The sequence below is a fragment of the Paenibacillus sp. FJAT-26967 genome, from assembly GCF_001541095.1.
Lineage (GTDB): Bacteria > Bacillota > Bacilli > Paenibacillales > NBRC-103111 > Paenibacillus_F.
This window is the reverse complement of sequence record NZ_LMXH01000005.1, coordinates 241,980-267,399: the sequence shown is the minus strand read 5'-3', so window position 1 is coordinate 267,399 and position 25,420 is coordinate 241,980. Positions and strand designations below refer to the sequence as shown.

The window sequence follows — 25,420 nt, the reverse complement described above, 5'->3', positions numbered from 1 at the left end:
CGCTAATGATTACGTCTGTACTGCATGGGCGTCATTCCGAATGTCTCTTTGAACTGCCTGCTAAAATACGGCAGGTACCGGTAGCCGATCCGGTCGGCCACTTCATAAATTTTGAGGGTCGGATCACCGAGAAGTTCCTTCGCTTTTTCCATTCTTAGAGAGATCACAAAATCACTGAAATTCTGGCCGGTTTCTTCTTTGAAGACATGACCCAGATAATTAGGCGAAAAGGAAAAACGGTCGGCCACATCCCGCAGTGTCACATTGTCCGCAAGCTTCTCTTTGACATAATCCATCATATCCCGGATAAGTTTACGGTTCTTATTCTGCTGACTCATGCGCAGCCGCTCCGAAATCTCGAACAGCTTGCGCCGCAGCCAATCCCGGATGTCATCAATCGTCTCGAACTGGAGAATAATATCCAGATTCTGAAGCTCCATGCCCAGCATAGAGAAGAACTGTTCGTTCATCGACTGCAGATACCCATCCAGTTTGACGATAATATAAGTTGCAAAGTTTATGATCGTGAATCTGGAACGCAGACGTACGGCCAGACTAAACAGATGATCAATTTCGTCATATATAGCGACAAGATCGTAGTTAACGGTGGCTGCAAATAGTGCATCGAGCCGATACTCCAGCAGCTTGGCATCCGCGATTTCTTCATCCCTCAGGACGCCGGACTCAAGAATTTTGCCCTTGCCGTAGAACATCTTCGTATCCAAGGCTGTCAGAGCTTCGCGGTAAGATTCCTGAAGAGCAGTCGGACTGTCGGCCGCCCCGCCTAGCCCAATTGTAATCGTGAAAGGGAAGTTCGACTTCACATGTTCAATGACTTGTTTCAAGATTTCGTAACCGCTCTCATCCGACGTAATCAGAAGGCCCAGCCTCTGCTTGGAGATACGGCATGTATGGTTAATCCCGCGTGGGGTGCAAAGATCGATCAGATTCCCGCCAAAATCATTCAACATGTCCTGCCGTTCTTTAGCTGTGTAAGGATTGAGCTTCCAGGACAAATCGTCCGTCTCCAGAACAGCCGCTCTGACTGGAAACTTAACCGGCTTTAACCCTTCCTCGGCAAGCAGCTCGTCCAGTTCCTGACGGTCGGCCGTGCCTTCCAGTAAACGAAATACATACTCGTTATGAACGATCGGCCTCATCTGCTCGAAGGCTCGCTCCGTTTTACGGCGCTTTTGATCACGGTCGAGATCCTGAATGACGGCTTCCAGCGATTGAATCATTTCGCTGTCATCCATCGGTTTGAGGACATAGCTGCAGGCTTTCAGAGACAAGGCTTCTTTGACATAGGCAAAATCCTGATGTCCGCTCACAAAAATAATCCGCAGATCGGTATATTTCTCCAACGCTTGCCGTGCCAGTTCAAGTCCGGTCATGCTCGGCATCCGTACGTCGGTTACGAGAATATCTACTTTCTCCTGCTCCATTAATTTGACGGCATCGAATCCGTTATTCACCGCTCCCACAACATGAAGGCCGAGTCGCTCCCACGGAATAAAAGCTCTTAGTCCTTCCAGATCAAGATATTCATCATCAGCCAGCAGTACTTGATACATGATGCTTCTCTCCTTTCATCCCAATATGTCAAAAGAGGATATACTTGTAAGTATACCCTCTAGTCTGAGCCGTGGAAATAATATTTTATTTCACAGGTAGGTCCCTGCACTTCTTTTTCCAGTCAAATAGTCCCAACTGTCGTCCCGTTCACTATGATATATGCCTATAATGCACACCGTTCAACTTCGAAACCCAGGTCTTCCAGCATATGATGGTCTTCGCTTGAGTCCTGGCCCTCTGTCGTCAAATAATCACCCAGGAAAATAGAATTCGCCGCATAGAGACCCAGTGGCTGCAAGGATCGCAAATTAACTTCCCGTCCGCCTGCAATACGGATTTCTTTGCGGGGACAAATAAACCGCATCAAAGCCAGCACCTTCAAGCATTTACGCGGAGTGAGCTGCCGGTAACCGGCAAGCGGCGTCCCCGGGATCGGATTCAAGAAATTAACAGGGATCGAATCCGCATCCAACTCACGGAGGGCGCATGCCATTTGGACGAGTTCTTCATCGCTTTCACCCATTCCGGCAATGATGCCCGAACAAGGTGACATTCCCGCCAGTTTGGCCTGTTCTACCGTTTTGACACGATCATCGTATGTATGGGTGGTTGTGATCCGGGAGAAATTCGATGTGCTTGTATTCAAATTATGGTTATACCGGTCAACACCTGCTTCCCGCAGCCTGGCCGCCTGCTCATCCGTCAAGATTCCCAGACAGGCGCAAATTTTCATCGGCATCTCGGCTTTGATCGTCTGCACGGCCGCCACCACCTGATCCAGTTCCCGGTTAGTCGGTCCTCTGCCGCTTGCAACGATACAATAGGTTCCGGCTTCCATGCTCATCGCCTTGCGCGCTCCTTCTACAAGCACTTCTTTCTCCAGCAAAGGGTACTTCGTAATAGGCGCCTTCGATATAATAGATTGCGAGCAATAACCGCAGTCTTCCGGGCAAAGGCCGCTCTTGGCATTGATGATCAGGTTGAGCTTCACTTTGCGTCCGTAATAATGTTTCCTGACCCGGAAAGCAGCATGAAGCAGCGGCAGCAGTTCATCATCGTCAGCCCGAAGCACAGACAAGGCCTCTTCCTCTGTAAGCAGCTCTCCAGCCAGCGATTTATCTGCTAACCGGTTCCAATACGTATGGCCGGAACTGGTGTCCCGTTTATCTGTTGCCTCTAATTTCATAAGTTCAGCTTCCTCTCTAATATTCATTCGAAATTTCCATAAATCATTCAATTGTCAACTAATTTAAAATTATGTGGTTTACAATGACAAAGTTATTGTAGCAGTATTTTCCTTCCCGGGAAAGTACTTTCCCGGTTCGAATTGCGGATGCAGGCTTTTTTTCATATACAAAAAAGAGCACTCCGTCCAGCGGAGCACTCTCTACAGAATTATGAATTTAGCGGTAGCTGCTGCGCAGCCACTCTCTGCTTGTCGCGATACTGTCAAACGGCGGATTCTGGCATTCATCTTGTTCCACGATGAACCATTTTACGCCGGTCTCAGGTGCTGCGGCCAGGATCGGCTTGAGGTCCACCTCACCCGTGCCCAGCTCGACCGTGAGCAATTTACCGTCTTCTTTGCGGAGGTCCTTGACATGAAGAAGCGGCGTTCTTCCGGCGTACTGCTTCATAACATCGACCGGGTCAAGCCCCGCGTTATGCGCCCAGCATACGTCCAACTCGACAAACAGCTCCTCAGGAGGAAGAGCAGAGAAGAAAGCGTCGAATAAGGTCTCCTCGCCCATTCTTTCCTCGAATTCAAAGGAGTGGTTATGGTAACCGAATGCGATGCCGTGCTCAGCGAACCGGCGGCTGCTATGTTGGAGAATTTGTACGACTTCAAGAAACTCGTCTTGCGTCCTTCCTTCTTTAAACCATCCGGGACATGCTACATATTTGCTGCCGATTGCCGCATTCATCTCGATTTCTTCCTGCAAGTTCTCCTTCAGGCGCGGGATTCCTACGTGACTCCCGATAGCAGTCAGACCCAGCTGTTGTAGAAGTTCTTTCAGCTCCTGAGGTTCCAGACCCCCATATCCTGCAAATTCCACACCTTCGTATCCAAGCTCCGCGACTTTGCGCAGCATCCCTTTAAAATCCTTACTTCCCTCTGAGCGAAGAGTATACAGCTGCACGCCAATTCCGATTGTAGACATATGAATCCCCTTTCCTCTGCTCCGCGAATGAAATTGCGGGATGCGGTAAACGCTTCCCTGGTTAAAACCTCTCCTTCTATTGTTACCATCTCTCGTTTATAATGGGAATGAATGATCCATGCAGAACATGAACAATTTAGCTAAATTATTTAAAAGGACAGATGACCTGTGATAAGAAGACAAGGCCAGACAGGAGAGGACCCCAAGGTCCGAATTCTCTCGGCCGGCTATTCAGTTCACCGTAAACCGTTCGTTTCGAATCAGCGCGAGGGTATCGCGTATTATTTACTGCGCCTTCAAACCGAGGGGACCTGCCAGGTTTGGCAGAACGACCGTTACGTAACCGCGGAACCCGGAGACCTGCTGCTCTACAGCCCGGGAGACGCTTACGAGCTTCGCATCGGCGGATTGCCTGCTCAATCCGGCGTTAAAAAACCTTCCGAAGACACAATCTTCAGCGGGGATTATTATCTCATGTGTGCGGGGAGCTGGATGGATGAGTGGTGGTCCCGATTGGAGCGGCCCGGCATTATCCGTGTGGGACTTGACGATAGCTGGCTGAATTTATGGCGCGAAATTTTCCGGGAAAAGCGCCGCCTGCATGACAATCTCCAGGAAATTGGAGATTATTTGGTGCGTGCTCTCTGCCTGTCACTGGACCGTGTCATCGGGGACCTCGCCGATCTCGAATCATTCCCCCAGAAACCCCGCTTCTCTTATATCGTGCAGCGGATGAAGACGTACATCGAGCAGAATGCCCCCGAGGCATTCACGCTCAATGATTTGGCTGAGCATGTGGGACTCAGCGCCTCAAGAGCCGGACACTTATTCCGGGAAACATTCGGCCAATCCGTGATGGACTATGCGATCGAAGTCAGGATCTCCATGGCTTGCGAGCGTATCCGCTTCGGAGCCATGACGCTCGAGCAGGCTTCGGAATCGTGCGGCTTCCACAGCTATTCGTACTTCCATCGTACGTTCCGGTCACGGATGGGCCTATCTCCCCGTGAATACCGGGACGGGAAGCTGGGGTCTCTGGAGCAGCCCGAAGAACATGCTGAAGCGGAGTAGCTAAGGGCCCCCTCTTACAGAGGAGGACTTGCAGGATCTCCCCCAAATTGCTGACAGCACAGCCTTGGGAAGAAGGAATCATCTGGGCGGGATTCCCTGTCAATGCCGCTTCTGGGAGCCGGGCGCCCTGCCTTCGTACAAGGCAAGGCCTCCGTTTCATCCTTTTATCGGCCCTGCCGGCTTGACTCCTCTACGCGGCGAAAAGTCTCAGATCAACAACGGCAAGAATCCCCTATCGGAAGTTATCCCGATAGGGGATTCTTAGTTTGACCATGCAGACAAAGCCCGCAAGCAAGCTCGCTGCCTTTGATTGCTTGCAGAACAGCCAGGAATATTCGATGAATACCGGGCCCGCAAATCAAAGTTACGGCGCCAGCTTCACAGCCTTGACCCAGCTTACGTCCTTGCCCCACTTCACCTCGTGATACGAGAAAAGGACGTAGGAGCGGCTTTCCTGTTTGACAGGGTCTCGCTCCTTGATGTAATAACGCACTTTAGCCGGGAAATCGGCCCCCTTGTAGATAAAACCCGACGCCATCCCCGCCCGCTTGGCTTCCTCCGTGCTTGTGGCCGCTCCGGTTATACGCTCCAGCATCTCCTTAGCCGGATTCAGCGTATTGGCGTCTTCTCCGCCAAACGTATAATTCTCGGGCTTGTGCCCGTTCTTGATCACATCCGGAGCCGCCTCCGCAGCCACAATCTCCGCGTTATCCAGACCGGGGTATACCTTGTACGTATATCCGCCCTGATCCAGCGCCTTACCGTCCGCACTCTCCAGCTCCACCTCATACAGAGCCGTGTAAGACTCAGATGCGGGCGTTTGCGGAGGCGCCTCTGCCGCAGGCACGATACGGGTACGCAGCTTGATATCGTCAGGCGCTAAAGTCGGATCTATATTCGCGCGGATAACCGCATAAATACCCGCTGCGAGACAAAGACCGATGAGCACATAAATCCATTTTTTCATATTCTTCCGTTCCCCCTCAAACATACCTCTCTGTTGTCATGTTACTTGGTCGGACACAAAAAAACAAATAGACCCCGAAGGCTCACATTCGGGGTCTGTCATGCAGGTGGTTTCTACAGCAGCCGGGCTCTCCTGCGATGTGATCTTACGAGGCCGGGCGATTTCATCTATCCGATATCTGTCGGCAGGCTGCTAATCAGCAGCAAAATCCGATCATCTATTACAGTTACCTGTAAATGATCCATTTCCTCCGTATTGCCGCCTATCACGCGAAGCCCGTGTGAACAGCCTACAGCCCCGTGCCGCCGGCTTCCTGCAGCACCTGCTGCATCTCGTCGTGGATGCTGCTATTCGTAGCCATCACGTTGCGTACGCTGAGCGTGTAAGGGCTCCCGGCCGTATCCGTGACCTTGCCGCCAGCCTCCTGAACGAGCAGCGCCCCTGCCGCCAAATCCCATGCGTTCAGTCCGATCTCCCAGAAGCCCGTCAGCCGTCCGGATGCCACATAAGCCATGTGAAGCGCAGCCGAGCCGGCGTTGCGCACGTTGCGGACCCTGGGGATAATGGCCGTCATCCCTGCCATATTCACAGCCAAAGCTCCGCTCCGGTCCGCCGGGAAGCCTGTAGCGACTAAGCTCTCCGAGAGTGAAATCTGGCTGCACACATTCAGCTTGACGCTTCTTAAGTATGCACCCTTCCCTTTCTCCGCAACAAAGAGCTCATCGCGCATCGGATCATAGACAACGCCGACAATGACCTCACCCTTGTAAGCCAGCGCAATCGATACGCTGAAAAAAGGGAATCCGTGCACATAGTTGGTTGTGCCATCCACCGGATCCACGATCCACAAGTACTCAGCTTCACTTACGTTTTCAAGTGCAGAAGCCGAAGCTAACGGACCTGGCTCTACTCCTTCTTCCCCGAGAAAAGCATGGTGCGGAAAATGAGTCATAATCAGATTCTTGATCATTTTCTCAGACCCCTTGTCCACTTCGGTTACAAGGTCATGCGGAGAATATTTTACATGTACCTGACGAATGTCCCCCAGCCGGCTTTTGATCCATTCGCCCGCTTTGGCGGCCGTGTTAATTGCAACAGCCGTGAAGCTTTTACCGCCAACGCGATAAGGTTCCTGATTTACAGTCGACATACGGAATCACTCATTTCTCACAATCTATTATAGTACCAGTATAGTAAATATAATGATTTAAGTGCTACATAGATTTACCCAAATTTCCTCGTAGGATCTGCCAAAAATAAAGGCCGCTCGCGCGGCCGCAGCTCTGTTCATCAATTATCCGGAAGAATCCCGCTAAGCTTACTCTCTTCCTTACTTTTGCTTGCTCAGACGAGCTGCAAGCCGGATAACGCGGGCAAGCCCGGGAAGAGCCGTCATGACCCGGCCCCACAGCTTAAACCTCAGCATACCGCCGGAGATTTCACGGCTTCCCCGGCGGATCTGCACCAGCCGTGCCAGCAGGTTACCGGCCGCTACGGGCGGGTCAAAGCCAGTATTCGCATCCCCTTTGCAGTAGAAGACAGCCCCGCTCCCGGTTCCCGTCCGCCTGATCAGCCGATGGGCAATCAATCCGCCATCGGCCGCTTCGAAGAGCACGATGTCGCCCCGCTGCACTTCATCGGGGCCCGCCGGCTCGAAGGTGCAGACGCTGCCTTCCCGGATAAGCGGCAGCATGCTTGTACCTCGCGAAGGGATCTCGACACGGCCTCGCTGCTCCAGCGACCGTCTGATGACGTGCAGCTCCAGCTCCGATTCCATGGAGACCGTGAGCCGCCTGCCGGTCCTTACGGTACCGGTACTACCTTGGCCTTTACGGCTGCCGGCGTTAAGCATCGTGCCCATACTTTCGCTGATTGCTTCGCCTGTGCTTGTATCATCCCTATATACAGCGCTTGAACTACCTCTGTCGCTGCTTCCTGCACCGCTTGCTGCGCCAGCATGGCCGGTGCCGGCGGCTTTCCTGCCGCTTGCAGCCCTGCCGCTAAAAATACGGCTGAACCCGGCTGTGCTCCTCCATGCGGCATCACGGCTTCCCGGGCTCGTGCCGCTGCGCGGTTCTCCAGCTGCCGCATCACCGGCCACAGAGACCGTAAGCCGCCTTCCCGAACCTCTGGCAGGGCCGCTGCCACTGCCGGCGTCAGGCGGCGTATCCGCTCCGGCCTCACTATTAGTACGTGTGATGCTTACCGCCCGCCTGTCTGCCTCATTGCGGGAGCCTGCGCCGCCTGCAACTGCATCTCCGCCGCCGCGTGTGTCCCCGCTCGTCCCCCTTCCGCCGGAGCCGCCGGTCATTGTCCGCCAGCCCCTTCACCGGCTCCATGCGGGGCAATCACTTTCCAGAAGCTGTCGTTCTTCTGGAAATACAGCTCGTGGACGGGAACACGCTCCAGGAAGCGCCTGCACAGCCGCATGACCGTCCGGGTCTCGTCTGCTCCAACTGTCCAGACGAAGACCTGGTTCAGTACGAGCGGCAGCGCATCCGCCGCTTTCACCGGAACCGTCCGGACTTCCCCGGACTGTCTCAGCACATACATACCGGCCAGCGGTGCAGCCGGAACGGACTCGCCGATATCCCAGCGCGAGTCGCTGCGGAACGGTGAGTTATGGGCTAGCGCGGCCGGCTCGCCCTCTGGCAGAGCGATGACAGTAGCTTCATCGCTGAGCAGCATCCGCGGCCGCGACAAGAGCGCCGCAGTTGATTTGCCTGCTCCCGACGGGCCGGCGAACAAATAACCTTCCTCGGCTTGTACCACGCACGAAGAGTGTACGAGCAGCCCCAGCTCATTGCGGATGAGAAAAGCGCTGTATATATTCATAAGCGCATGCTTGAGCGCAAACTCGTCATGTACCTCGACCCTCGCGGCCGTAATCTCCTCGTCCGCCTCGATCCGGTAATCTGCACGCGTGTAGGTCACACTGCTGCCCGTACGCTCCGCTGCTACATCAAAATCAGCGAAAGGGACTCCATAGCCCTCTATGATTTCAAGACGCAGACGCACAGATTCCCCTTCATCCTCAAATCCTCTGTCAAACGAATCGGTGAGCCACTCTCCGAGCAGAGCTGAACTTGTCTTCATTTCAATGAGCTCGTTACCGATCCGTGTCATAAAACGCACCATTGCTGCTCCTCACTTTGTACCAAAATAAACGAAAAAGACTATGTTTAAGCACAGATAGGCTCAGTCGCCGATCCATCTTCATTCAAATAACAGCTTTGATCCAAATGGTATCTCTGCCTATCCCCTATTTTGCTTTCACTTATCTCCAGGTTCTCACCACCCGCCTGATCCCGCACGCGAGTTTCTGCTTCCTGCCATTGACTTCAAGCAGCACGGGGAAAATAAGACGCTGTTTTCATCCGCCGCATTAGATGGTTGTAGAAAAGGCCGGCACAGTGCCGGACTTAAACGCTGGAACCGGCTGATTCATAAAACAGCCTGCCCGCTGCAAAAAAAGCCCCCTGGAGAAGTCTGCACGCGATGCGATCGGGTGTACGTTTCTCTAGGGGGCTGATTTATGCATATGTAGTTGTCGCTTAATATGTGTACTTCTATGACGCCGTCCGTTAAGGATATTAAGCGCCTACGATGTTGTATCCGCCATCTACATAAATGACTTCACCGGTAATACCCCGGGACAGGTGGCTCATCAGGAACATAGCCGTATCGCCTACTTCGGCAGTCTCCGTCGTTTTACGCAGAGGCGCTTTTTCCTCAACCTGCTTAAGAATCGAGTTGAAATCTTTGATCCCTTTGGCCGCAAGTGTACGGATAGGTCCAGCCGAGATTCCGTTCACACGGATGCCATACTGACCCAGATCTGCTGCCAGGTAGCGGACGCTCGCTTCCAGAGAAGCCTTGGCAATTCCCATAACATTGTAGTTGCGCATAACACGCTGCGCACCCATGTAAGTCATGGTCATGATGCTGCCGCCTTCAGTCATCAGCGGATACATCCGTTTAGCAACGGCAACCAGCGAGTAAGCACTAATATCTTGAGCCAGTGCAAAACCGTCACGGGAAGTGTCTACGAACATGCCTTCGAGCTCTTCCGTGCGTGCGAATGCAATACTGTGCACGACGCCGTGCAGTACACCGAATTCGGCTTTCAGCTTCTCAGCGAGAGCGTCAATATCTTCGTCGACTGTTACGTTGCATGGCAGAACGACAGAATCCGCAATAGTCGAAGCCAGCTTACTAACCCGCTCCTGTACACGTTCACTTTCGTAAGTAAATACCAGTTTAGCTCCTTGGGAAGCAAGGGATTGAGCAATCGCCCAGGCGATACTCCGGTCATTTGCCACACCCATTACCAATATGTTTTTGCCGCTTAATAATCCTGATGTTGTCACTTCGCAAGTCTCCTCTCGGTTTGAGTTAGACAAACCCTCATTCTTTCTCAAGGTACCCCATTTGAGCGAGGAAGACAAGGGGAACATGCCGAACAGTGCCCAAACACTTCCCCGTCAAGAAGACTTAAAGGTGCTGTATACACCCTCCAATTTCACGTTCCTTAGGAACCGGAAAGCCCGCTATGCCTTTATTTTGACAGAAGCTTCACTCAGAACTTCCACCCCTTCTTTGCCCTCCAGATCTTTCATTAAACGAAAAAGAGCGCCGTCCTTCATCTTGGCTTCGATCATCACATCGAGCTCCGGCGTAAAGTCTGCGATGGTTCTGAAGAAGTCCAGCAGCGGATCTACCTCCACATAATCGGCATGACTCCGAATATCCTTCTCATTCCTCGGGCTGGACACATGAATTTTGGGAGGAAGTACGGGCTCTCCGGGCAGTGAAACCGCCCTCTGTCCCTTCCAGGTTTGATGGATATGCGGCCATAGATCCCGGATGTTGTCCCCCTCTTCATGATTCACCTGATGATGATGAACATCCAGTACCATCGGTACCCCGACCTGCTCACAAATTTCAAGCGTTTCTCTGGCCGTAAAAGTTTTATCGTCGTTCTCCAGCGTCAGCCGTCTTTGGACCGTCTCATCCAAATTGGCGAAATGGGCTTCGAACCTCTTGCGCGCTTTAGGCTTATCTCCATAAGTTCCTCCTACATGGATATTGCATTTCGCATCCTCGCCTAGTCCCATAGCCTCCAGCATAGCGCAGTGCCTCTGTAAATCGGCATAAGACTTCAGCAGAACATCCTTGCGTGGGGTACTTAATACCGTAAAATGATCGGGATGAAAGCTTGTCCGCATGCCATGGAGCTTGACGTAATCCCCCACTTCCTTAAATTCATCCCGCAAAGCCGGAATGGGGTCCCAGCCATCCAGCATTTCATGTCCGAGCAGAGGGATGAGTTTAGAAGATAACCGGTACATTTTAATATCGTAAGCCCGATTATGGCGAAGCAGACGCAGCGTGTTGTGCAGATTCTCTGCACCGATTCTTTCCAATTTACGGACGGCAGCTTCGCGGTCCCGGATCTGACCGAACACGGTGGCCGTCATCGTTTTGGAGGGCGACGCATTCTTGACTTCGGTTGACATCGCAACATAGCCGAAACGGACGATCATGGCCCAAGGTCACTTCCCTTGCTTTTAAGTTACCTTTAAGATGCCCAGAAAGCCCGACCTTACTAGCCGTACAGACAAAAAAATCCCACGCCCTTCCGGCAAATACGCCTCGCTTGAAGCATTTTTGCTTAATGAAGGACCTGGGAAGGATTCCGGAGCACTGTCAGATCCAAGAGAGTGAATTCCGGTTATTGAGAGGGAGCGAATTCTCGCATTAGGGTGCAGAGGCAGTTGCGATCATTTAGAGTTGTTACCTCGTTTATTTAAGTGTGCTTTGGAATTCAGCCCACAGCGTATCTACCGGAGTGCCTGTAATCGTACGGATAGCATCCGGGGTCCAATCCACTCCGTCAAACGGACTGAGGCTTTGATTCAGCTTTTTCAGGAAGCCCGCATGCTTGTATTCGTCGATCCAAAGGAAAAAACTTCCTGTAGTCTGATAACTATCCATCCAGCTTCCGCCCTTGGAAACTCCGTATCGGTTATGATAGCCCACTTTGAAGCGGACGGCATCCGCCATTCCTTCAACAATGTAGTTGATTTCCCCATAACGGTGGTCGTCTTGCTGATACGGATGGGCGATTTCATGGTATAGAATGCCGATAATTTCATCTCTTGCATCCCCGTTGCCATCCCCGTCCAGGTAACGCATGCTGAACACGATCTGTCCTTCGGTTTGGTCTCCTGTCGCATAAGCGATTCCATCAAAATCTTCGATGCGGATAACCAGCTTGCGGGCACCGAATTTCCTCTGGCTCGGGTGATCGTACAGCAGAGTGTTGACTTTACGAATGATGGCCCGGATTTCGTTCTCCGCATCCGGCAAGGAATTTGTAAACAGCTGTCCTTTTACCGTATCGGTATTGCGGATTTCCAGCTCCGGAACATCCGAATACGAAGGAGTATCCATACGCGTCAATTCGATTTCACCTACTTCAAGCCCGTTAGCCGCTCTGCTGGTAAAATCAAATTGATAATAGCGATAAGAGGCGGCGCTTATCTGATAAGACTTACGCTGATGAGCTATCGCGAACGTCTGATTCGTCCTTGAATCAAGAACGGTCCAAGTTGTGCCGTCGTCGGATCCCTTCAGCGTCCAGGAAGCCGGCTCCAGAACACCGCCGTTCGTGCCGGTCAGAGCATATCCGTCTATAGATACCGATTGGCTGTAGCTCAGCTTCGCCCAACCGGATTGAGCTCCTGTCGCCCACTTAGTGAGCGAAGCGCCATCCAGCAGGTTAGCTTTGCCTGCATCCGCAGATTTCTCAGCGCTGACGGTTACAGCCGGAGCGGCTGGCGGTGTATAGGTGACCGAAGCTCCGTTATACAGCCCGATTTCCGCAAGCTGAAGCATATCCCCGGAGGATGCGGTTAATTCTAATTTATAGTAGGTATAAGCTTGGGGTGCTGCGATCGGATAAGTCAATGTCTGAAAACGATCGGAGAACACTTGATTCTGACGTTGATCCAATACCGTCCAGTCTGTCCCGTTGTTCGAACCTTTCAGTGTCCAGCTTTTCGGATCACGTACCGGCTCGTCATTCGCTGATGTGATGCTATAGGAAGATACCGTTTGCTGCTGATTAGCGGGGAATTGATACTGCAGCCAGCCGCTGTTGGCATAGACCAGCCACTTGGTAAACAAATTGTCGTCAAATGCCATCTCTTTATTCTCATGATCCGGACTCCATCCGTCTCCGCCGTCTACAGTACCTCCCTTCGACAATTCAACAGGATAGACAACGGCTGCCGGAAGAGGAGCGGGCAGCGGTTTTAAACCCGGCACGGGTAAAGGACCTGGCGTTCCCGCAGATTTCTTCCAGAGTGCCGGAACTGCCGGAGGCTCCCATCCCTGAAGCGAGGTATGAGCGAAGGTGCACTCGTAAGTCGAAGACTGATATGTAACCGTATCGCCCAGAGCATAAGCGTGATTCACGGTCCATTCACCTGATGAAGCCGCAGATGCGACGGTCGGGACAGCTTGTACCCATCCAAATACAATTTCGATTGCCAAGATCCATGATAAGCAGGTTCTCATTCTCTTCCTCCAATAAGTACGTTTTCTACATCTCTGTGTATACCGGCGGCAGATCCGCCCCTATACCCATAATGTGGAATCACCCTCTCTATTTGACGACTATACTATATTTATACATAGAGGCAGTCATCCATTTTTTGTACTTACAGCAGTGCAAGTCTCTGACAACTGATCCAATTCTCACCTTCCTTCCAAAAGCCGAATCAAACAAAATGAAAACAGCCTCCAAAGTCACCCTTACACGGGTACTCTGGAGGCTGTTTATAACTTATTCGTTGTTCGGAGGTACGCTATTCCGTGCCCCCGCTATTCTGGCTTGCTTCTTGCTCGCCAAAAAACATTTCATGAGCCAGCATGGTCTGCACGCGTGCTTCCTCATCGGTCAGCTTACGCACCAGATCCATCTCAACCAGCGTCACTTCATCGCCCTGGAAGGTAATCTCCGCGATAGAAGCGCTGATCTTCACGATGGCCACGGCAGCGTTGCCGGGCGAGTAAGCAATGACCTTCTGGCCGGTCGGATAGACACGGAAACCGGTTTTACGCATTTTGCAGCGGCCATACTCAAGCAGTTCGTAGAGTTCCTGCTCGGACTTGAATTTGCATACGGAATTAAATTCGGTCTGGAATCCCATAAAACCCTCCTGGCATTGATCTTGACATGCATGTGCGGATATTTGAATAAACGAGTTATTCTACAGTATATTTAATCCGTTGTTTGGCCGCGTGACGCTCCAAAGCAAGACGAATTAAATCATCGAGCAGCTCGGAATACGGTTTACCCGACTCTTTCCAGAGAAGCGGATACATACTGTAAGGCGTGAAACCCGGCATCGTGTTAATTTCGTTGATATAAATTTGACCATCCGTACGCGTCAGGAAGAAATCCACGCGGGACAGGCCTGATCCGTCTATAGACTGAAACGCTTGAATCGCCAGTTCCTGAATTTGCTTACGCGTCTCTTCCGGCAGCTCAGCCGGAATAATCATCATGGATTTACCATCCATGTATTTGGCCTTGTAGTCGTAAAATTCGCTGGACGACACAATCTCGCCCGGTACGGATGCCTGCGGCTCTTCGTTGCCTAGCACAGCGACCTCAATCTCACGGGCATCCACGAACTCCTCGACGACAACCTTACGGTCGAACTGAAACGCGTACTCAACGGCTTCGATCAGTTCCTGCCGGTTACGGGCCTTGGATATGCCCACGCTCGAGCCCAGATTCGCAGGCTTCACGAAACAAGGATACCCGATAGATATCTCCGTCTCCATTAGGAAGAAAGGCTGGTCTTTATCCCACTGCGAACGTGTAAAATGACGGAAGACGCATTGAGGAAGCCCTTCCTGCGCAAACATCTTTTTCATGGCGACTTTGTCCATACCGACAGCCGAAGCAAGCACGCCTGCGCCCACATAAGGAATATTCGCCATTTCGAGCAGGCCCTGAATGGTACCGTCTTCCCCGAAGGTACCATGGAGCAGAGGCAGGACAACATCGACTGCTTCCGCCGGCATGCTTTCTCCCGAAGCAGCCACTTCGGCCTCCGCTCCCGATATTTGTCCCAGACCGGAGAAGAAAGGAGCAAGAGCCGAGCCCGGCGCTTCGGTCGAAGCGTCGAAAGCAAGCAGTTCCTTGCTCGCGACAGGGCCGCTTAATTCCTTGCCCTGCCGCCATTCTCCCTGCTTCGTAATATAGAAAGGCGTAATTTCGTATTTAGTTAAATCCATTGCCCCAATGACAGCATTTGCGGTTTGCAGAGATACCTCATGCTCCCCGGATTTTCCGCCATAGATCAGTCCTATCCGCAATTTCCGGCTCATGTTTCCCCTCCGCCTGATTTCCTATAAATCGGTTGTTAATTATTCATCCATTTCATCTGCAATCCGGACAAAGGCGTAACGCGTCCTATCCGTCCATGCGTGCGAATCCTTGTAATCCCAGTAACGGTGCTTACTGCTGACCGTGTGCGCATTGACAAGAGGCATTCCTGCGGCATCCAGCGCAGTCACAAATGTATTGTGCTGGAAGCGGCCGTCGCCATCCCAGTCATAGCTGATACAATCACCCGGGCGAAGCTCCGCGGCTGAAGAAACAATCGTACCGCGCAGACCTTTGCGGGACGCCGGGATATACAGCTGCAGAGCTTGGGCGACTGCCCAGCTGTAGCTCCAGAGCTCCCTGCTTCCCTGCTGGCCGGCATACCACCAGCCGGAGGTTCTTTTTCCAGTATAGTTCATTGGCGCTCCCCCTGCAAAGAGGCACTGGGAGACATAACTGGTGCAATCTACCTCCAACTCCGCAAACGCCGGATTATAGCGGTCCCACCAGAGATCTGCGTACTTGACGGCCCGATTCCGGTCATAAATCTTCTTCCGGTAACCGGGGTAAGTTCCGACTTGGTTCAGTATACTATAATTCAGATAGGGCTGCGACGAGGAGATTTCTCCCGCTGGCGTGTAGATGCCGTCTTCCGGTACCCAGGAATACATCTCCCTGATCCGTTCCCGCTCGCTTTCGCGTAACTCTATTCCGGTTATCCGCCAGCGCTTGCCCGCCTCGACCAAAGTAATCCGTTCGGCTGAGACTGTGCATTCGTTATATTCCCTGCCCCCGAGCTCGTAAGTAAACCGGCGGACGTAGTCCAGATCCGCAACTACCTGCTCACTTTGTTCGCGCGCCTGGTGAAGCTTGAGCCTCGTTTCGCCTCGCAGTGCTTTTACCCCCCGGTGCCTGCGGTTCTCATGTACACGTGCCAGTCGTCTATCACTTTCTTCATTAAAGCGGTCATTATGAATAATTTCGGCCAGCGCTCCGGCAGACGCTTCCGTTTCCGCCGAATTGCGCGCGTGCAGATAATCATACAGCGCTGTTTTCCAGGACATGCCCTTCCCTCCTAAGAGCGCCCCAGTCATTTCTCAGACTGGTCTTACACGCATGAATTCGTCTTAAATATATGAAAAAAATGAATTAAAAATGAGTCAATTTATTCTTTACGGGAAAGGGCGGAAACGGTATACTAAGGATATAGCGAAATATGAAATTGGGTTTCATCAGATGAAACCACAAGATTTACCCCCTTACTATTTCATCCCGTATAATTTCAACTTCGCAACTTTAAAAGAGGACTAGGGAGGCCATGCAATGTCACACAAAGACGCTTTTAACGTACGTAAGCAGCTGACAGTCGGTGGAAAATCTTATCACTACTTCAGCCTGCAGGACCTCGAGAAAAAATTCGCAGGAATATCCAAATTACCTTTCTCCATTAAAGTTCTTCTGGAAGCAGCTGTCCGCCAATTCGACGGCCACGCCATTACAGATGAGCACGTTAAGCAAATCGCAAGCTGGGGCGAGAACCTCGACAACAATAAAGAAATTCCTTTCATCCCTGCACGGATCGTACTTCAGGATTTCACCGGTGTACCGGTTGTAGTTGACCTTGCTGCAATGAGAGACACCGTTGCACGCGCAGGCGGCGACCCTAAACAAATCAACCCGCTCGTTCCGGTTGACCTGGTAATCGACCACTCCGTAATGGTTGATGCCTATGGCAACGGAATGGCGCTTGAAACCAACATGGAGCTGGAATTCGAACGTAACGAAGAGCGTTACCGTTTCTTGCGCTGGGCTCAAACCGCATTTGACAACTTCCGCGCCGTTCCGCCGGCAACGGGTATCGTTCACCAAGTTAACCTTGAGTACCTTGCTTCTGTAGCAGCTACCAAGACAGTTGACGGTGAAACGACTGTATATCCGGATTCCCTGGTAGGTACTGACTCCCATACAACCATGATCAACGGTCTTGGAGTCGTTGGCTGGGGCGTTGGCGGTATCGAAGCTGAAGCGGGCATGCTCGGACAGCCTCTGTACTTCGTAACCCCGGAAGTTATCGGATTCAAATTGACTGGTGCCCTTGCAGAAGGCGCAACAGCAACCGACCTTGCTCTTACCGTTACACAAACGCTTCGTAAGAAAGGCGTTGTCGGCAAATTCGTAGAGTTCTTCGGCCCTGGCCTTAACGAACTCGTCCTCTCTGACCGTGCGACTGTTGCCAACATGGCTCCTGAATACGGCGCAACCGTCGGTTTCTTCCCGGTTGATGACAGCACACTGGACTACCTGAGAAACACAGGCCGCAGCGAAGAGCAAGTAGCCCTCGTTGAGGCTTACTATAAAGCGCAAGGCATGTTCCGCACGAATGATATGGAAGATCCGATCTACTCCGATATCATCGAAATCGACTTGTCCACTGTCGTACCGAGCCTTGCAGGTCCTAAACGCCCTCAAGACCGCATCGAGCTGACTTCGATGAAAGAATCGTTCAACGACATTCTTCGTACGCCTGTAGACAAAGGCGGATACGGACTTTCCGATGAGAAAATCGCGGAAGAAGTGGAAGTTAACTATGCGAACGGCAAAACAGCCAAAATGGGTACGGGCGCTGTTGTAATCGCAGCTATCACAAGCTGTACGAATACATCCAACCCGAACGTTATGCTGGGCGCAGGTCTCCTCGCTAAGAAAGCTGTCGAGCGCGGCCTGAAAACTCCTGCATACGTGAAGACATCCCTGACCCCGGGTTCCCTGGTCGTAACGGATTACCTGGAGAAAGCCAACCTGCTGAGACCTCTCGAGCAGCTCGGTTTCTATGTTGCCGGCTACGGCTGTGCGACATGTATCGGTAACTCCGGTCCGCTTCCGGACGAAGTCAGCCAAGCTGTTGCCGACAATGACATGACAGTAGCCGCTGTTCTGTCCGGTAACCGTAACTTCGAAGGCCGTGTACACGCACAGGTTAAAGCCAACTACCTGGCTTCCCCGCCGCTGGTTGTCGCTTACGCTCTGGCAGGAACAGTGAACATCGACCTGACCAAAGATCCGATCGGTTACGATCAGAAGAACGAGCCGGTGTACCTGAAGGACATTTGGCCTAGCAACAAAGAAATCGAAGAGGCTGTTGCTACAGCTGTTACGGCTGAAGCATTCCGCGAGAAATATAAAGATGTATTCCGCGCTAACGAGCGTTGGAACCAAATCGCAGTACCGGAAGGCGAACTGTACGAGTGGGACGCAAACTCCACGTACATCCAGAATCCGCCGTTCTTCCAGAACCTCGGCCAGACCATCGGAGACATCCAGGATGTCCAAGGCGCCAAAACGCTGCTGCTGCTGGGCGATTCCGTTACAACCGACCACATCTCTCCTGCCGGTAACATTAAGGCAGACAGCCCTGCAGGCGAATACCTGACCGAGCATGGCGTTCAGAGAAAAGACTTCAACTCTTACGGTTCCCGCCGCGGTAACCATGAGGTCATGATGCGCGGTACGTTCGCGAACATCCGTATCCGTAACCAAGTGGCTCCGGGCACCGAGGGCGGCGTAACGACTTACCTGCCGACTGACGAAGTCATGTCCGTGTACGATGCTTCCATGAAGTATCAGGACAAGGGCACTTCCCTCGTCGTAATCGCGGGTAAAGAATATGGAACCGGAAGCTCCCGTGACTGGGCAGCCAAAGGTACGTTCCTGCTCGGCGTCAAAGCCGTAATCGCGGAAAGCTTCGAGCGTATTCACCGCAGCAACCTCGTCGGCATGGGCGTTCTGCCGCTTCAATTCCTGGAAGGTCAAGGATGGAGCACGCTGGGTCTGACCGGACGTGAGACATTCGATATCAACGGCCTGTCCAACGAAGTTCAGCCTGGCGAGCAAGTAACCGTTACGGCTACACGTGAAGACGGCACCACGTTCGAATTCAAAGCGATCGTCCGTCTCGACAGCATGGTGGATGTAGACTACTACCGCAATGGCGGTATCCTGCAAACCGTCCTTCGTCAAATGATGTACGAGAAGTCTAACGCTTAAGATAATCAAATAAAAAGAGAGCCCGCGGGCTCTCTTTTTTTGTTTTGACCTACTCTAACCCCACAAGAAGAGGTACTATTTAAAGCAGCAAATCCCCCTACCGCTAACCCGAATCATCGACTTGAATAATGACGTTAGAACTGGAACCGTTAACGGGTTGTCTCTTCCCATCTGGGTCATCATCTGAATTCTTGTCTTCATCCGGGTACCACGGATTCAAATGCACGAGCACCTCGTCAACCTCAGAGTGCTCTCCTTTGATTTTCTCCTTAATCCCTCGTCCGATGTCATGTCCCTCTTGAATCGTAAGAGTACCCAAAACACCGATCCGCGCATCCACCAGAATGTAATGTCCATGCTCACGCGCCCGCAGGCGGTCAATTCTTTTGACTCCGGGAAACTGTTTAATAATCGCCTGATACTGTTGGAGCTTACGATCGTCCACATTTTTTTCCATTAGGATATCAATTGCCTCCCTGCCCATGGAATAAGCCAGCTTAAGCACAAGCAGCGAAACGATAATACCCGCGAAAGGGTCTCCATAGGCCAAGATAGGGATATTAAAGCGGTCACCGGCCAAGGCAAGCCCTATTCCCGCAGAGGCAGCGATAGAAGCATAGACATCCGCCAGATGGTCATAGGCCGTAGCAATGAGGCCTTTGCTGTTCATTTGGCGGCCGAGTTTGATCGTATAGACGTAGAGCCATTGTTTCCATAGCAGGGAAATAACAGCGGCTATCAAAGCCATCAGATGAGCCTCTCCAGGCGGTTCGAACAGTGCTGCAACCGCATGATATCCCATATACACGGCAGCAGCGGCAAGCAGCAGTGCGACCGCCCCGGAGCCGAGTACCTCCGCCTTCCCGTGTCCGTAAGGGTGCTCGTGATCGGCAGGGCGGCTCGATATCTTCATCGAGCTGTACGCAGTTGCCGTGGCGATGACATCGCCCGCATTGTGGATGCCGTCAGCGATCAGCACCTGACTGCCGAACAGCCATCCTACTGCCAATTTGATCGCCGTCAGGAGGACATTACTAATCAGGCTGATCCACATAGCTATCATTGACTTTTGCCGGTTCAACGGCATCCTCTCCCTTTTAAAGCGTCTTCCGCTATAGTATAGCCCTTGCCAGGCCTGAAATTCCTTTCTTTTCCTAAACTTTCTCCTCTCTTTATAAAAAAAATCCGGAATTTCCGTGATGAACGGAAGTTCCGGATCTGTATTAATTATTGCAAATATTTCTCAGGTGTCTTTAAGTAGCCGTTCAGAGTTTCACTCGGAAACTCTCTCATGCTGTCCAGATAATACCCCGCCTTATTCGGCTTCATAAGTACGGTCCACAAATACTGCTGCTCCCCGCCGGACACGTACACCAGATGCTGGCCTGCGGCCACAGCCGGGTTCTTATCGTCCTTGGGCACAACACCGCGTTCTCGAAAGTCCTCTTTGGCTACTTCCGTTAAATCTTTCAGCTCAATCTCTATATAAGCAAGCTTGTAGTACCCGCCTGCATTTTTGCTTAAATCCGCGAGTTTCTGTTCCAAAGACGCAAGGTTCTTACTTCCTCCTGTCCACTCTGCGAGCAGTCGCTTGAGAATAGGCGAATGGCCTTTCTCCGCAACCTCATGAACAAAGCTGACCAGTTCAACCGGACTTAAATACTCCGGCCCGCTGGAGTTTTTGTCCATTGTAACTCCTCCGTCCACCCGGGCGGACGGTGCAGGAAGTGTTTTGGACATAGGATCAGAAGAAGACGCAGAAACTTCCGGCGTATAGGCTGCCTCATGGCGGATATCCGCCTTACTCTCTGCAGAAAACCCGGCAGCGGGTCCGGCGGACTGTGCCTGCTCCAATTTGCTCTGATTCTGGCAGCCTGCGGCTATAACGGCCAATAAGGCCAGCATAGCAAATTTTTTATAAAAGACGTGCATATCGTTGTACCCCCTGTGACCTCTATCCGTCACCCTTGCGTAAGCATGCTCTTGATGTCAATCTTGCTAATCTTTCTAGCATAAAGAATTCCTTCGGGCGGCAATAGCTGACTAGGAGAAACCAGGAAACAATGTGGATGCGATATCCCGGATGTGTACCAAGCCGGTCCACTTGTACCCATAAATCAACTTGATGAAACGCAAAATTTTACAACTCAATGTCTCATTATACTAAGAAACGCGGATTTTGTCTGCATGCGCACGTTGATAAGAAGGTTATGCCGGCTAAAAGCAACAAAAGAGGATGCCTGTCAGGGCACCCTCATCGCTCGTAAACACGGGAATTTATTAAAGGCATGTGGCCGCTTTCTTCTATAAAAAACAACACGAGAACCGGCGGATGCCCTACCGGCACTCTGCGGTCAGCGCAGCATGGTGCTCATGCGCCGGGCGGCCTCGACGATCACAGGCGCCTGCTCGTGCATCACCTCGAGCGTCAGCCGGTTCGAGGGCCCGGATACCGCCAGTGCGGCAACCAGCTTGCCCGCACGGTTGAATACCGGTGCGGATAAAGCAGCCGCCCCGGGCTCCCTCTCCTCGACGCTGGTGGCGTAGCCCGCCTTCTGCGTCTCATGAAGCTGGTGCAGGAACGTGTCCCGGTGGATGCCTGCAAGCTCGGCATCCATCATGACCTGCTGCTGCACCTGCGCCTCGCCAAAGGCGAGGAGGATCTTGCTGGATGCCCCGACGTACAGGGGCATTCTCACACCGATAGGCGCCACCCTCCGGATTGCGTGATTGCTCTGCACCGCCTGGACGCGGACGCGTTCCTGGCCGCTCAGCACGTACAGCGAGATCGTCTCATTCACCTGATCCCGCAGACGCTCCATCTCCGGCAGAAGCACCATACCGGGATCATCGCCCTGGGACATATGAGCCGACAGCTCCCAGATGCTAAACCCGAGCCGGTATTTATCCCCTTCCGGTTCACGTATAAGAAAGCCTTTGGCTTCCAAAGAAGCCAGAAGGCGGTATACCGTACTTTTATGCAAAGATACACGTGTCGAGATCTCCGTCAATGTCAGTTCTGTGGCATCGGTATAACAAAGGAGAATATCCAATGCCCGTTCCACAGCCCGTACGGTCGATTTCGCTTCTTCCATAGGTAGTCACCACCGTCTAATTCTGTTTCACATAGTGAAACCCTGTTTCTTTTATTATACAGGATACCGCTTCTAAATACAAAGTAAAAAACCGCTGTAACCCTTGTATTACAGGGAGATTACAAGAGAATTAACATTCTGTTGCACATATTGACGAACTATGAAAGTTGACATAATATTAGGTTACCACAAGGTTCTTTTCAGAAAATTTAGTTAATTAAGACCTCAGGCAAATCAGGTTCCTAACGACTAAATCTCCTACAAAGACCCATTCTGCAAAGGAGGGGACCTAATGAATACAACTCCTGTAAACACAAATCCGCTTAACCCTGCATCTCTGGAGCATGTACCTGTCCGTACGTTAACCCGCCGTAAGAAGGCGATCCTTCTTTCCCTGCTCTGTGTCTTCCTGCTCTTCACCAGCCTTGTACTTGGTTTTCACGGTTTTATCGCATGGACACTGGCAAGACCGACAATCGCACCTCTTAGTTCCAATCCGGCCAAAGCCGTCGGACTGAGCTACGAAGATGTTACGTTTCCCAGTTCAACAGGAAACAGTAATTTGAACGGATGGTATATTCCCTCGGGGGCTTCCGATAAGACGGTCATTTTCTCGCATGGATACGGCGGCAACCGTGAAGAGCTGTGGGTTCCCATCTACTCCCTTGCCAAAAAACTTAATGAGAGCGGATACAATGTGCTTATGTTCGATTACGGCTATGTACAGCCTGATAATCAGCGCATAGTGACTGCAGGTATCCAAGAATCCAAGGAACTGCTCGGCGCAGTTAACTATATTAAGAATAAAGGCAGTCAAAACATATATGTATGGGGATTCTCTATGGGAGCCGGCACTGCTCTTCAAGCCGCATTAAATACGCAGGATATTGACGGCATGATACTCGACAGTTCCTTCCTGCTGAGTCCCGATACGCTTTATCATAATATGAAGCAGTACGTGAATATCCCTAAATTCCCTTCTCTGCCTCTCGTACGTCTATTTTTCCCGATGCTCAACGGCGTCAGCATGAATCAGATTCCTTATCAAAGCGTAACGACGCATGAGTATCCGATGCCGATTTACTTTATTCACGGCGATGAAGACGAACGCGCCCCTTATGGAATCGCTGAACAAATCTATAAGAACCAAAGCAACCAGGCATCTAACTATTGGGTTATCCCCACAGGCAAGCATGAACTGATATATTCAGCCAAGCCGGATGAGTATATTACGCGCACCTTCGGTTTCCTTCAAACAATTGCTCGTCCGCAGCTGCCTGAAGCCGGTTTTGTCGAAATGAAATAAACCGTTAAAACGAATAAGCCAGGCTCTCCCCGGAATACAATCGGTAGTAATGTGATTCCGGGGGAGGCTGGCTTTATGCTTTCTGTCTATGGCAGCTTGATGCCATTAAGAATTTTAGAAGAAATACGGTTCTGGAAAGAGCAAGAGAAGGAACATACCGTCGTCATACGCGAGCTTGTCCCCGATCTGGAGCCCGCTTATGTGCAGGCCTTAAAGGAATGGGAAGGCGTATTTGCCAAAACACAGCATGCTGCCGTCCAGTGGATCGAATGGGCAATACGAACGAAGAATCCCCTTGACCCTTTCCTGCAGCGGCAGCTCCAGCAATTGGTCGATGTCTCTACGAAACAGTCCGTCAAGTTCATAGAATTGCTCCAGCTTATAGAAAAAGAAAGCAAACCCGTCAGCGCAAATCCGGTAATCCCAGTCGTAATCGAGCACATCATACGCGAGTCGGAATATTTCCTCGGCACGCTCAAGGGATTGGAGTCCTCTCTCCCTCCAGTTCCTTACGGGGCCCCAAGCTACGGAGGCGGCGCAGGAGCCGCTGGACCGTATGGCCATAGCGGAGCAGCCTCGCAGGGCTACTGGCCCCCGGGCAGCTTCCAGGGGCCCGGGACCGTGCCGGGTGCCCCTGCCATCTTCGGTCCGCCTGAGGGGGGACAGCCGGCCGGCGCAGGAACACCGGGAGCCTTCGCTGCCGGCTACAGCAGTGTGCCGGGCAATGGACCGGGCGCGGCGCCAGGTCAGGCTGCCCCGGTGAGTGGCGGCTCCTGGCCCGGCGGGGCGCCTGCGGGCTTCGCTCCGGGCAGCTACGGCTCCGGAGGCGCGTCCGGCCAGGCGGGCTGGGGGCCGGCCGGGCCGATCCTGTATACCCGCAGCGCACCGGACACGGACCGCCCGGTCGGCCCGGAGCTGCGCTCGGAACAGGACCGGCCGCCCGATGCTGCGGAGCAGCAGACGCCTGACATACCTGCGGCCCAGCCGGCACAGGTGTCCCAGGCTTCCGCTGCGGCCCTCGCGTCTTATAAGCCGGTACCCATAGGTGGCCACCAGCTTCCTCCGCTCCCCTACGCATACAATGCGCTGGAGCCCTATATTGATGAAGCGACGATGCGCGAACATCACGACAAGCATCACAAGACCTATGTGGACGATCTTAACAAAGCAGAGAAAATGCTCGCTAAAGCGCGCGAAACGGGCGATTTCGATCTGGTTAAGCATTGGGAACGGGAACTTGCCTTCAATGGCGCCGGGCATTACCTGCACACGATTTTCTGGAATATTATGAAGCCTGGCGGCGGAGGCAAAGCCTCCGGTCCCATAGCCGCGGAGATTAACAAAACTTTCGGAAGCTTCGAGCGCTTCAAGAAGCAGTTCACGGAAGCTGCCAAGAAGGTGGAAGGAGGCGGCTGGGCTATTCTCGTCTGGAGCCCCCGCAGCCACCGGCTCGAAATTCTGCAAGCCGAGAAGCACCAGAACTTGTCCCAATGGGACGTCATCCCGCTTCTCGTCCTTGATGTATGGGAACATGCCTACTATCTCAAGCATAAAAGCAACCGGGCCAAATACATCGAAGACTGGTGGAAAGTGGTTAATTGGGATCATGTCAACGACCGTTTTGAGCCCGCCCGTAAGCTCACCTGGATTCCTTACTGAAGTGCGCCGGCCCCTTGTCTGCTTACGGCAGGCAAGGGTCTTTTGCACGTATACGAATGTGGTTACTGTTGCGGTTACTGGTGCGGTTACTGGTGCGGTTACGAATGTGGTTACGAATGTGGTTACGGATACTAA

The 25,420-nt window shown here is 52.3% G+C and carries 20 protein-coding genes; 4 read left to right on the top strand and 16 right to left on the bottom strand.

From position 1 onward, the window contains the following. Nucleotides 1-2: 2 nt before the first annotated feature. The 3 genes from AR333_RS19110 to AR333_RS19100 form a co-directional block, all read right to left on the bottom strand. On the bottom strand, nt 3-1,574 hold the full coding sequence (locus AR333_RS19110) for a response regulator (protein WP_068776958.1): 1,572 nt from the start codon (nt 1,572-1,574) through the stop codon (nt 3-5). A gap of 164 nt (nt 1,575-1,738) precedes the next feature. Continuing rightward, the gene (gene bioB / locus AR333_RS19105; protein ID WP_068776957.1) at nt 1,739-2,761 is read right to left on the bottom strand and encodes a biotin synthase BioB; all 1,023 of its coding nucleotides are present in this window, start codon (nt 2,759-2,761) and stop codon (nt 1,739-1,741) included. A gap of 217 nt (nt 2,762-2,978) precedes the next feature. Beyond that, on the bottom strand, nt 2,979-3,737 hold the full coding sequence (locus tag AR333_RS19100; RefSeq protein ID WP_068776956.1) for a sugar phosphate isomerase/epimerase: 759 nt from the start codon (nt 3,735-3,737) through the stop codon (nt 2,979-2,981). 168 nt (nt 3,738-3,905) lie between these two features. Here AR333_RS19100 and AR333_RS19095 point away from each other — a divergent pair, with 168 nt between their 5' ends. Further along, nucleotides 3,906-4,808 (top strand): AraC family transcriptional regulator, encoded by a 903-nt coding sequence (locus tag AR333_RS19095; protein WP_156430964.1) that lies wholly within the window; start codon nt 3,906-3,908, stop codon nt 4,806-4,808. A 364-nt stretch (nt 4,809-5,172) separates the two neighbouring features. Here AR333_RS19095 and AR333_RS19085 read toward each other — a convergent pair whose 3' ends face one another. From AR333_RS19085 to AR333_RS19040, 10 genes are all read right to left on the bottom strand, one after another. Continuing rightward, nucleotides 5,173-5,775 (bottom strand): hypothetical protein, encoded by a 603-nt coding sequence (locus AR333_RS19085; RefSeq protein ID WP_253735912.1) that lies wholly within the window; start codon nt 5,773-5,775, stop codon nt 5,173-5,175. Nucleotides 5,776-6,064: 289 nt separating this feature from the next. Further along, nucleotides 6,065-6,925: an inositol monophosphatase family protein gene (locus tag AR333_RS19080; protein ID WP_068776953.1), complete on the bottom strand. Its 861-nt coding sequence runs from the start codon at nt 6,923-6,925 to the stop codon at nt 6,065-6,067. A 180-nt stretch (nt 6,926-7,105) separates the two neighbouring features. Then, on the bottom strand, nt 7,106-8,086 hold the full coding sequence (locus tag AR333_RS25475) for a hypothetical protein (protein WP_253735911.1): 981 nt from the start codon (nt 8,084-8,086) through the stop codon (nt 7,106-7,108). Further along, nucleotides 8,083-8,913 (bottom strand): hypothetical protein, encoded by an 831-nt coding sequence (locus AR333_RS19070; protein WP_068776952.1) that lies wholly within the window; start codon nt 8,911-8,913, stop codon nt 8,083-8,085. The genes AR333_RS25475 and AR333_RS19070 overlap by 4 nt, the downstream gene beginning before the upstream one ends. A 455-nt stretch (nt 8,914-9,368) precedes the next feature. Continuing rightward, nucleotides 9,369-10,145 carry an enoyl-ACP reductase FabI gene (gene fabI, locus AR333_RS19065; RefSeq protein ID WP_301336129.1) on the bottom strand — a complete coding sequence of 259 codons (777 nt, stop codon included), beginning with the start codon at nt 10,143-10,145 and terminating at the stop codon, nt 9,369-9,371. Nucleotides 10,146-10,325: 180 nt separating this feature from the next. Continuing rightward, nucleotides 10,326-11,321 (bottom strand): UV DNA damage repair endonuclease UvsE, encoded by a 996-nt coding sequence (gene uvsE / locus AR333_RS19060; RefSeq protein ID WP_068776951.1) that lies wholly within the window; start codon nt 11,319-11,321, stop codon nt 10,326-10,328. Between the two features lie 259 nt (nt 11,322-11,580). Next, on the bottom strand, nt 11,581-13,359 hold the full coding sequence (locus AR333_RS19055) for a basic secretory protein-like protein (protein WP_068776950.1): 1,779 nt from the start codon (nt 13,357-13,359) through the stop codon (nt 11,581-11,583). A 290-nt stretch (nt 13,360-13,649) separates the two neighbouring features. Then, a complete protein-coding gene (locus AR333_RS19050) occupies nt 13,650-13,994 on the bottom strand; it encodes a hypothetical protein (RefSeq protein ID WP_068776949.1) in 345 nt (114 codons plus the stop codon). Between the two features lie 55 nt (nt 13,995-14,049). Then, nucleotides 14,050-15,183 (bottom strand): D-alanine--D-alanine ligase, encoded by a 1,134-nt coding sequence (locus AR333_RS19045; RefSeq protein ID WP_068776948.1) that lies wholly within the window; start codon nt 15,181-15,183, stop codon nt 14,050-14,052. Nucleotides 15,184-15,222: 39 nt separating this feature from the next. Beyond that, nucleotides 15,223-16,245: an amidase domain-containing protein gene (locus tag AR333_RS19040; protein ID WP_068776947.1), complete on the bottom strand. Its 1,023-nt coding sequence runs from the start codon at nt 16,243-16,245 to the stop codon at nt 15,223-15,225. Nucleotides 16,246-16,504: 259 nt separating this feature from the next. Here AR333_RS19040 and acnA point away from each other — a divergent pair, with 259 nt between their 5' ends. Next, nucleotides 16,505-19,225, top strand: a complete 2,721-nt coding sequence (acnA, locus tag AR333_RS19035) for an aconitate hydratase AcnA (protein WP_068776946.1) — start codon at nt 16,505-16,507, stop codon at nt 19,223-19,225. Nucleotides 19,226-19,328: 103 nt separating this feature from the next. Here the strand turns inward: acnA and AR333_RS19030 are convergent, their stop codons facing one another. The 3 genes from AR333_RS19030 to AR333_RS19020 all read right to left on the bottom strand — a co-directional run bounded on the left by AR333_RS19030 (nt 19,329) and on the right by AR333_RS19020 (nt 22,320). Continuing rightward, nucleotides 19,329-20,312 (bottom strand): cation diffusion facilitator family transporter, encoded by a 984-nt coding sequence (locus tag AR333_RS19030; RefSeq protein ID WP_068776945.1) that lies wholly within the window; start codon nt 20,310-20,312, stop codon nt 19,329-19,331. A gap of 140 nt (nt 20,313-20,452) precedes the next feature. Beyond that, complete coding sequence (locus AR333_RS19025) at nt 20,453-21,157, bottom strand: hypothetical protein (protein WP_068776944.1); 705 nt, start codon at nt 21,155-21,157, stop codon at nt 20,453-20,455. A gap of 422 nt (nt 21,158-21,579) precedes the next feature. Then, nucleotides 21,580-22,320, bottom strand: a complete 741-nt coding sequence (locus AR333_RS19020; protein WP_068776943.1) for an IclR family transcriptional regulator — start codon at nt 22,318-22,320, stop codon at nt 21,580-21,582. Between the two features lie 292 nt (nt 22,321-22,612). On the opposite strand from AR333_RS19020, the gene AR333_RS19015 reads away from it, so the two are divergent. Next, nucleotides 22,613-23,626 (top strand): alpha/beta hydrolase, encoded by a 1,014-nt coding sequence (locus AR333_RS19015; RefSeq protein WP_068776942.1) that lies wholly within the window; start codon nt 22,613-22,615, stop codon nt 23,624-23,626. A gap of 75 nt (nt 23,627-23,701) precedes the next feature. Next, a complete protein-coding gene (locus AR333_RS19010) occupies nt 23,702-25,285 on the top strand; it encodes a Fe-Mn family superoxide dismutase (protein WP_068776941.1) in 1,584 nt (527 codons plus the stop codon). Nucleotides 25,286-25,420: the final 135 nt, after the last annotated feature.

Excerpts from the sequence above, each read along its gene's own strand:
- AR333_RS19110 (WP_068776958.1), bottom strand. The coding sequence starts at position 1,574 with ATGTATCAAGTACTGCTGGCTGATGATGAATATCTTGATCTGGAAGGA.
- bioB (WP_068776957.1), bottom strand. The coding sequence starts at position 2,761 with ATGAAATTAGAGGCAACAGATAAACGGGACACCAGTTCCGGCCATACG.
- AR333_RS19100 (WP_068776956.1), bottom strand. The coding sequence starts at position 3,737 with ATGTCTACAATCGGAATTGGCGTGCAGCTGTATACTCTTCGCTCAGAG.
- AR333_RS19085 (WP_253735912.1), bottom strand. The coding sequence starts at position 5,775 with ATGAAAAAATGGATTTATGTGCTCATCGGTCTTTGTCTCGCAGCGGGT.
- AR333_RS19080 (WP_068776953.1), bottom strand. The coding sequence starts at position 6,925 with ATGTCGACTGTAAATCAGGAACCTTATCGCGTTGGCGGTAAAAGCTTC.
- AR333_RS25475 (WP_253735911.1), bottom strand. The coding sequence starts at position 8,086 with ATGACCGGCGGCTCCGGCGGAAGGGGGACGAGCGGGGACACACGCGGC.
- AR333_RS19070 (WP_068776952.1), bottom strand. The coding sequence starts at position 8,913 with ATGGTGCGTTTTATGACACGGATCGGTAACGAGCTCATTGAAATGAAG.
- uvsE (WP_068776951.1), bottom strand. The coding sequence starts at position 11,321 with ATGATCGTCCGTTTCGGCTATGTTGCGATGTCAACCGAAGTCAAGAAT.
- AR333_RS19055 (WP_068776950.1), bottom strand. The coding sequence starts at position 13,359 with ATGAGAACCTGCTTATCATGGATCTTGGCAATCGAAATTGTATTTGGA.
- AR333_RS19050 (WP_068776949.1), bottom strand. The coding sequence starts at position 13,994 with ATGGGATTCCAGACCGAATTTAATTCCGTATGCAAATTCAAGTCCGAG.
- AR333_RS19045 (WP_068776948.1), bottom strand. The coding sequence starts at position 15,183 with ATGAGCCGGAAATTGCGGATAGGACTGATCTATGGCGGAAAATCCGGG.
- AR333_RS19040 (WP_068776947.1), bottom strand. The coding sequence starts at position 16,245 with ATGTCCTGGAAAACAGCGCTGTATGATTATCTGCACGCGCGCAATTCG.
- acnA (WP_068776946.1), top strand. The coding sequence starts at position 16,505 with ATGTCACACAAAGACGCTTTTAACGTACGTAAGCAGCTGACAGTCGGT.
- AR333_RS19030 (WP_068776945.1), bottom strand. The coding sequence starts at position 20,312 with ATGCCGTTGAACCGGCAAAAGTCAATGATAGCTATGTGGATCAGCCTG.
- AR333_RS19025 (WP_068776944.1), bottom strand. The coding sequence starts at position 21,157 with ATGCACGTCTTTTATAAAAAATTTGCTATGCTGGCCTTATTGGCCGTT.
- AR333_RS19020 (WP_068776943.1), bottom strand. The coding sequence starts at position 22,320 with ATGGAAGAAGCGAAATCGACCGTACGGGCTGTGGAACGGGCATTGGAT.
- AR333_RS19015 (WP_068776942.1), top strand. The coding sequence starts at position 22,613 with ATGAATACAACTCCTGTAAACACAAATCCGCTTAACCCTGCATCTCTG.
- AR333_RS19010 (WP_068776941.1), top strand. The coding sequence starts at position 23,702 with ATGCTTTCTGTCTATGGCAGCTTGATGCCATTAAGAATTTTAGAAGAA.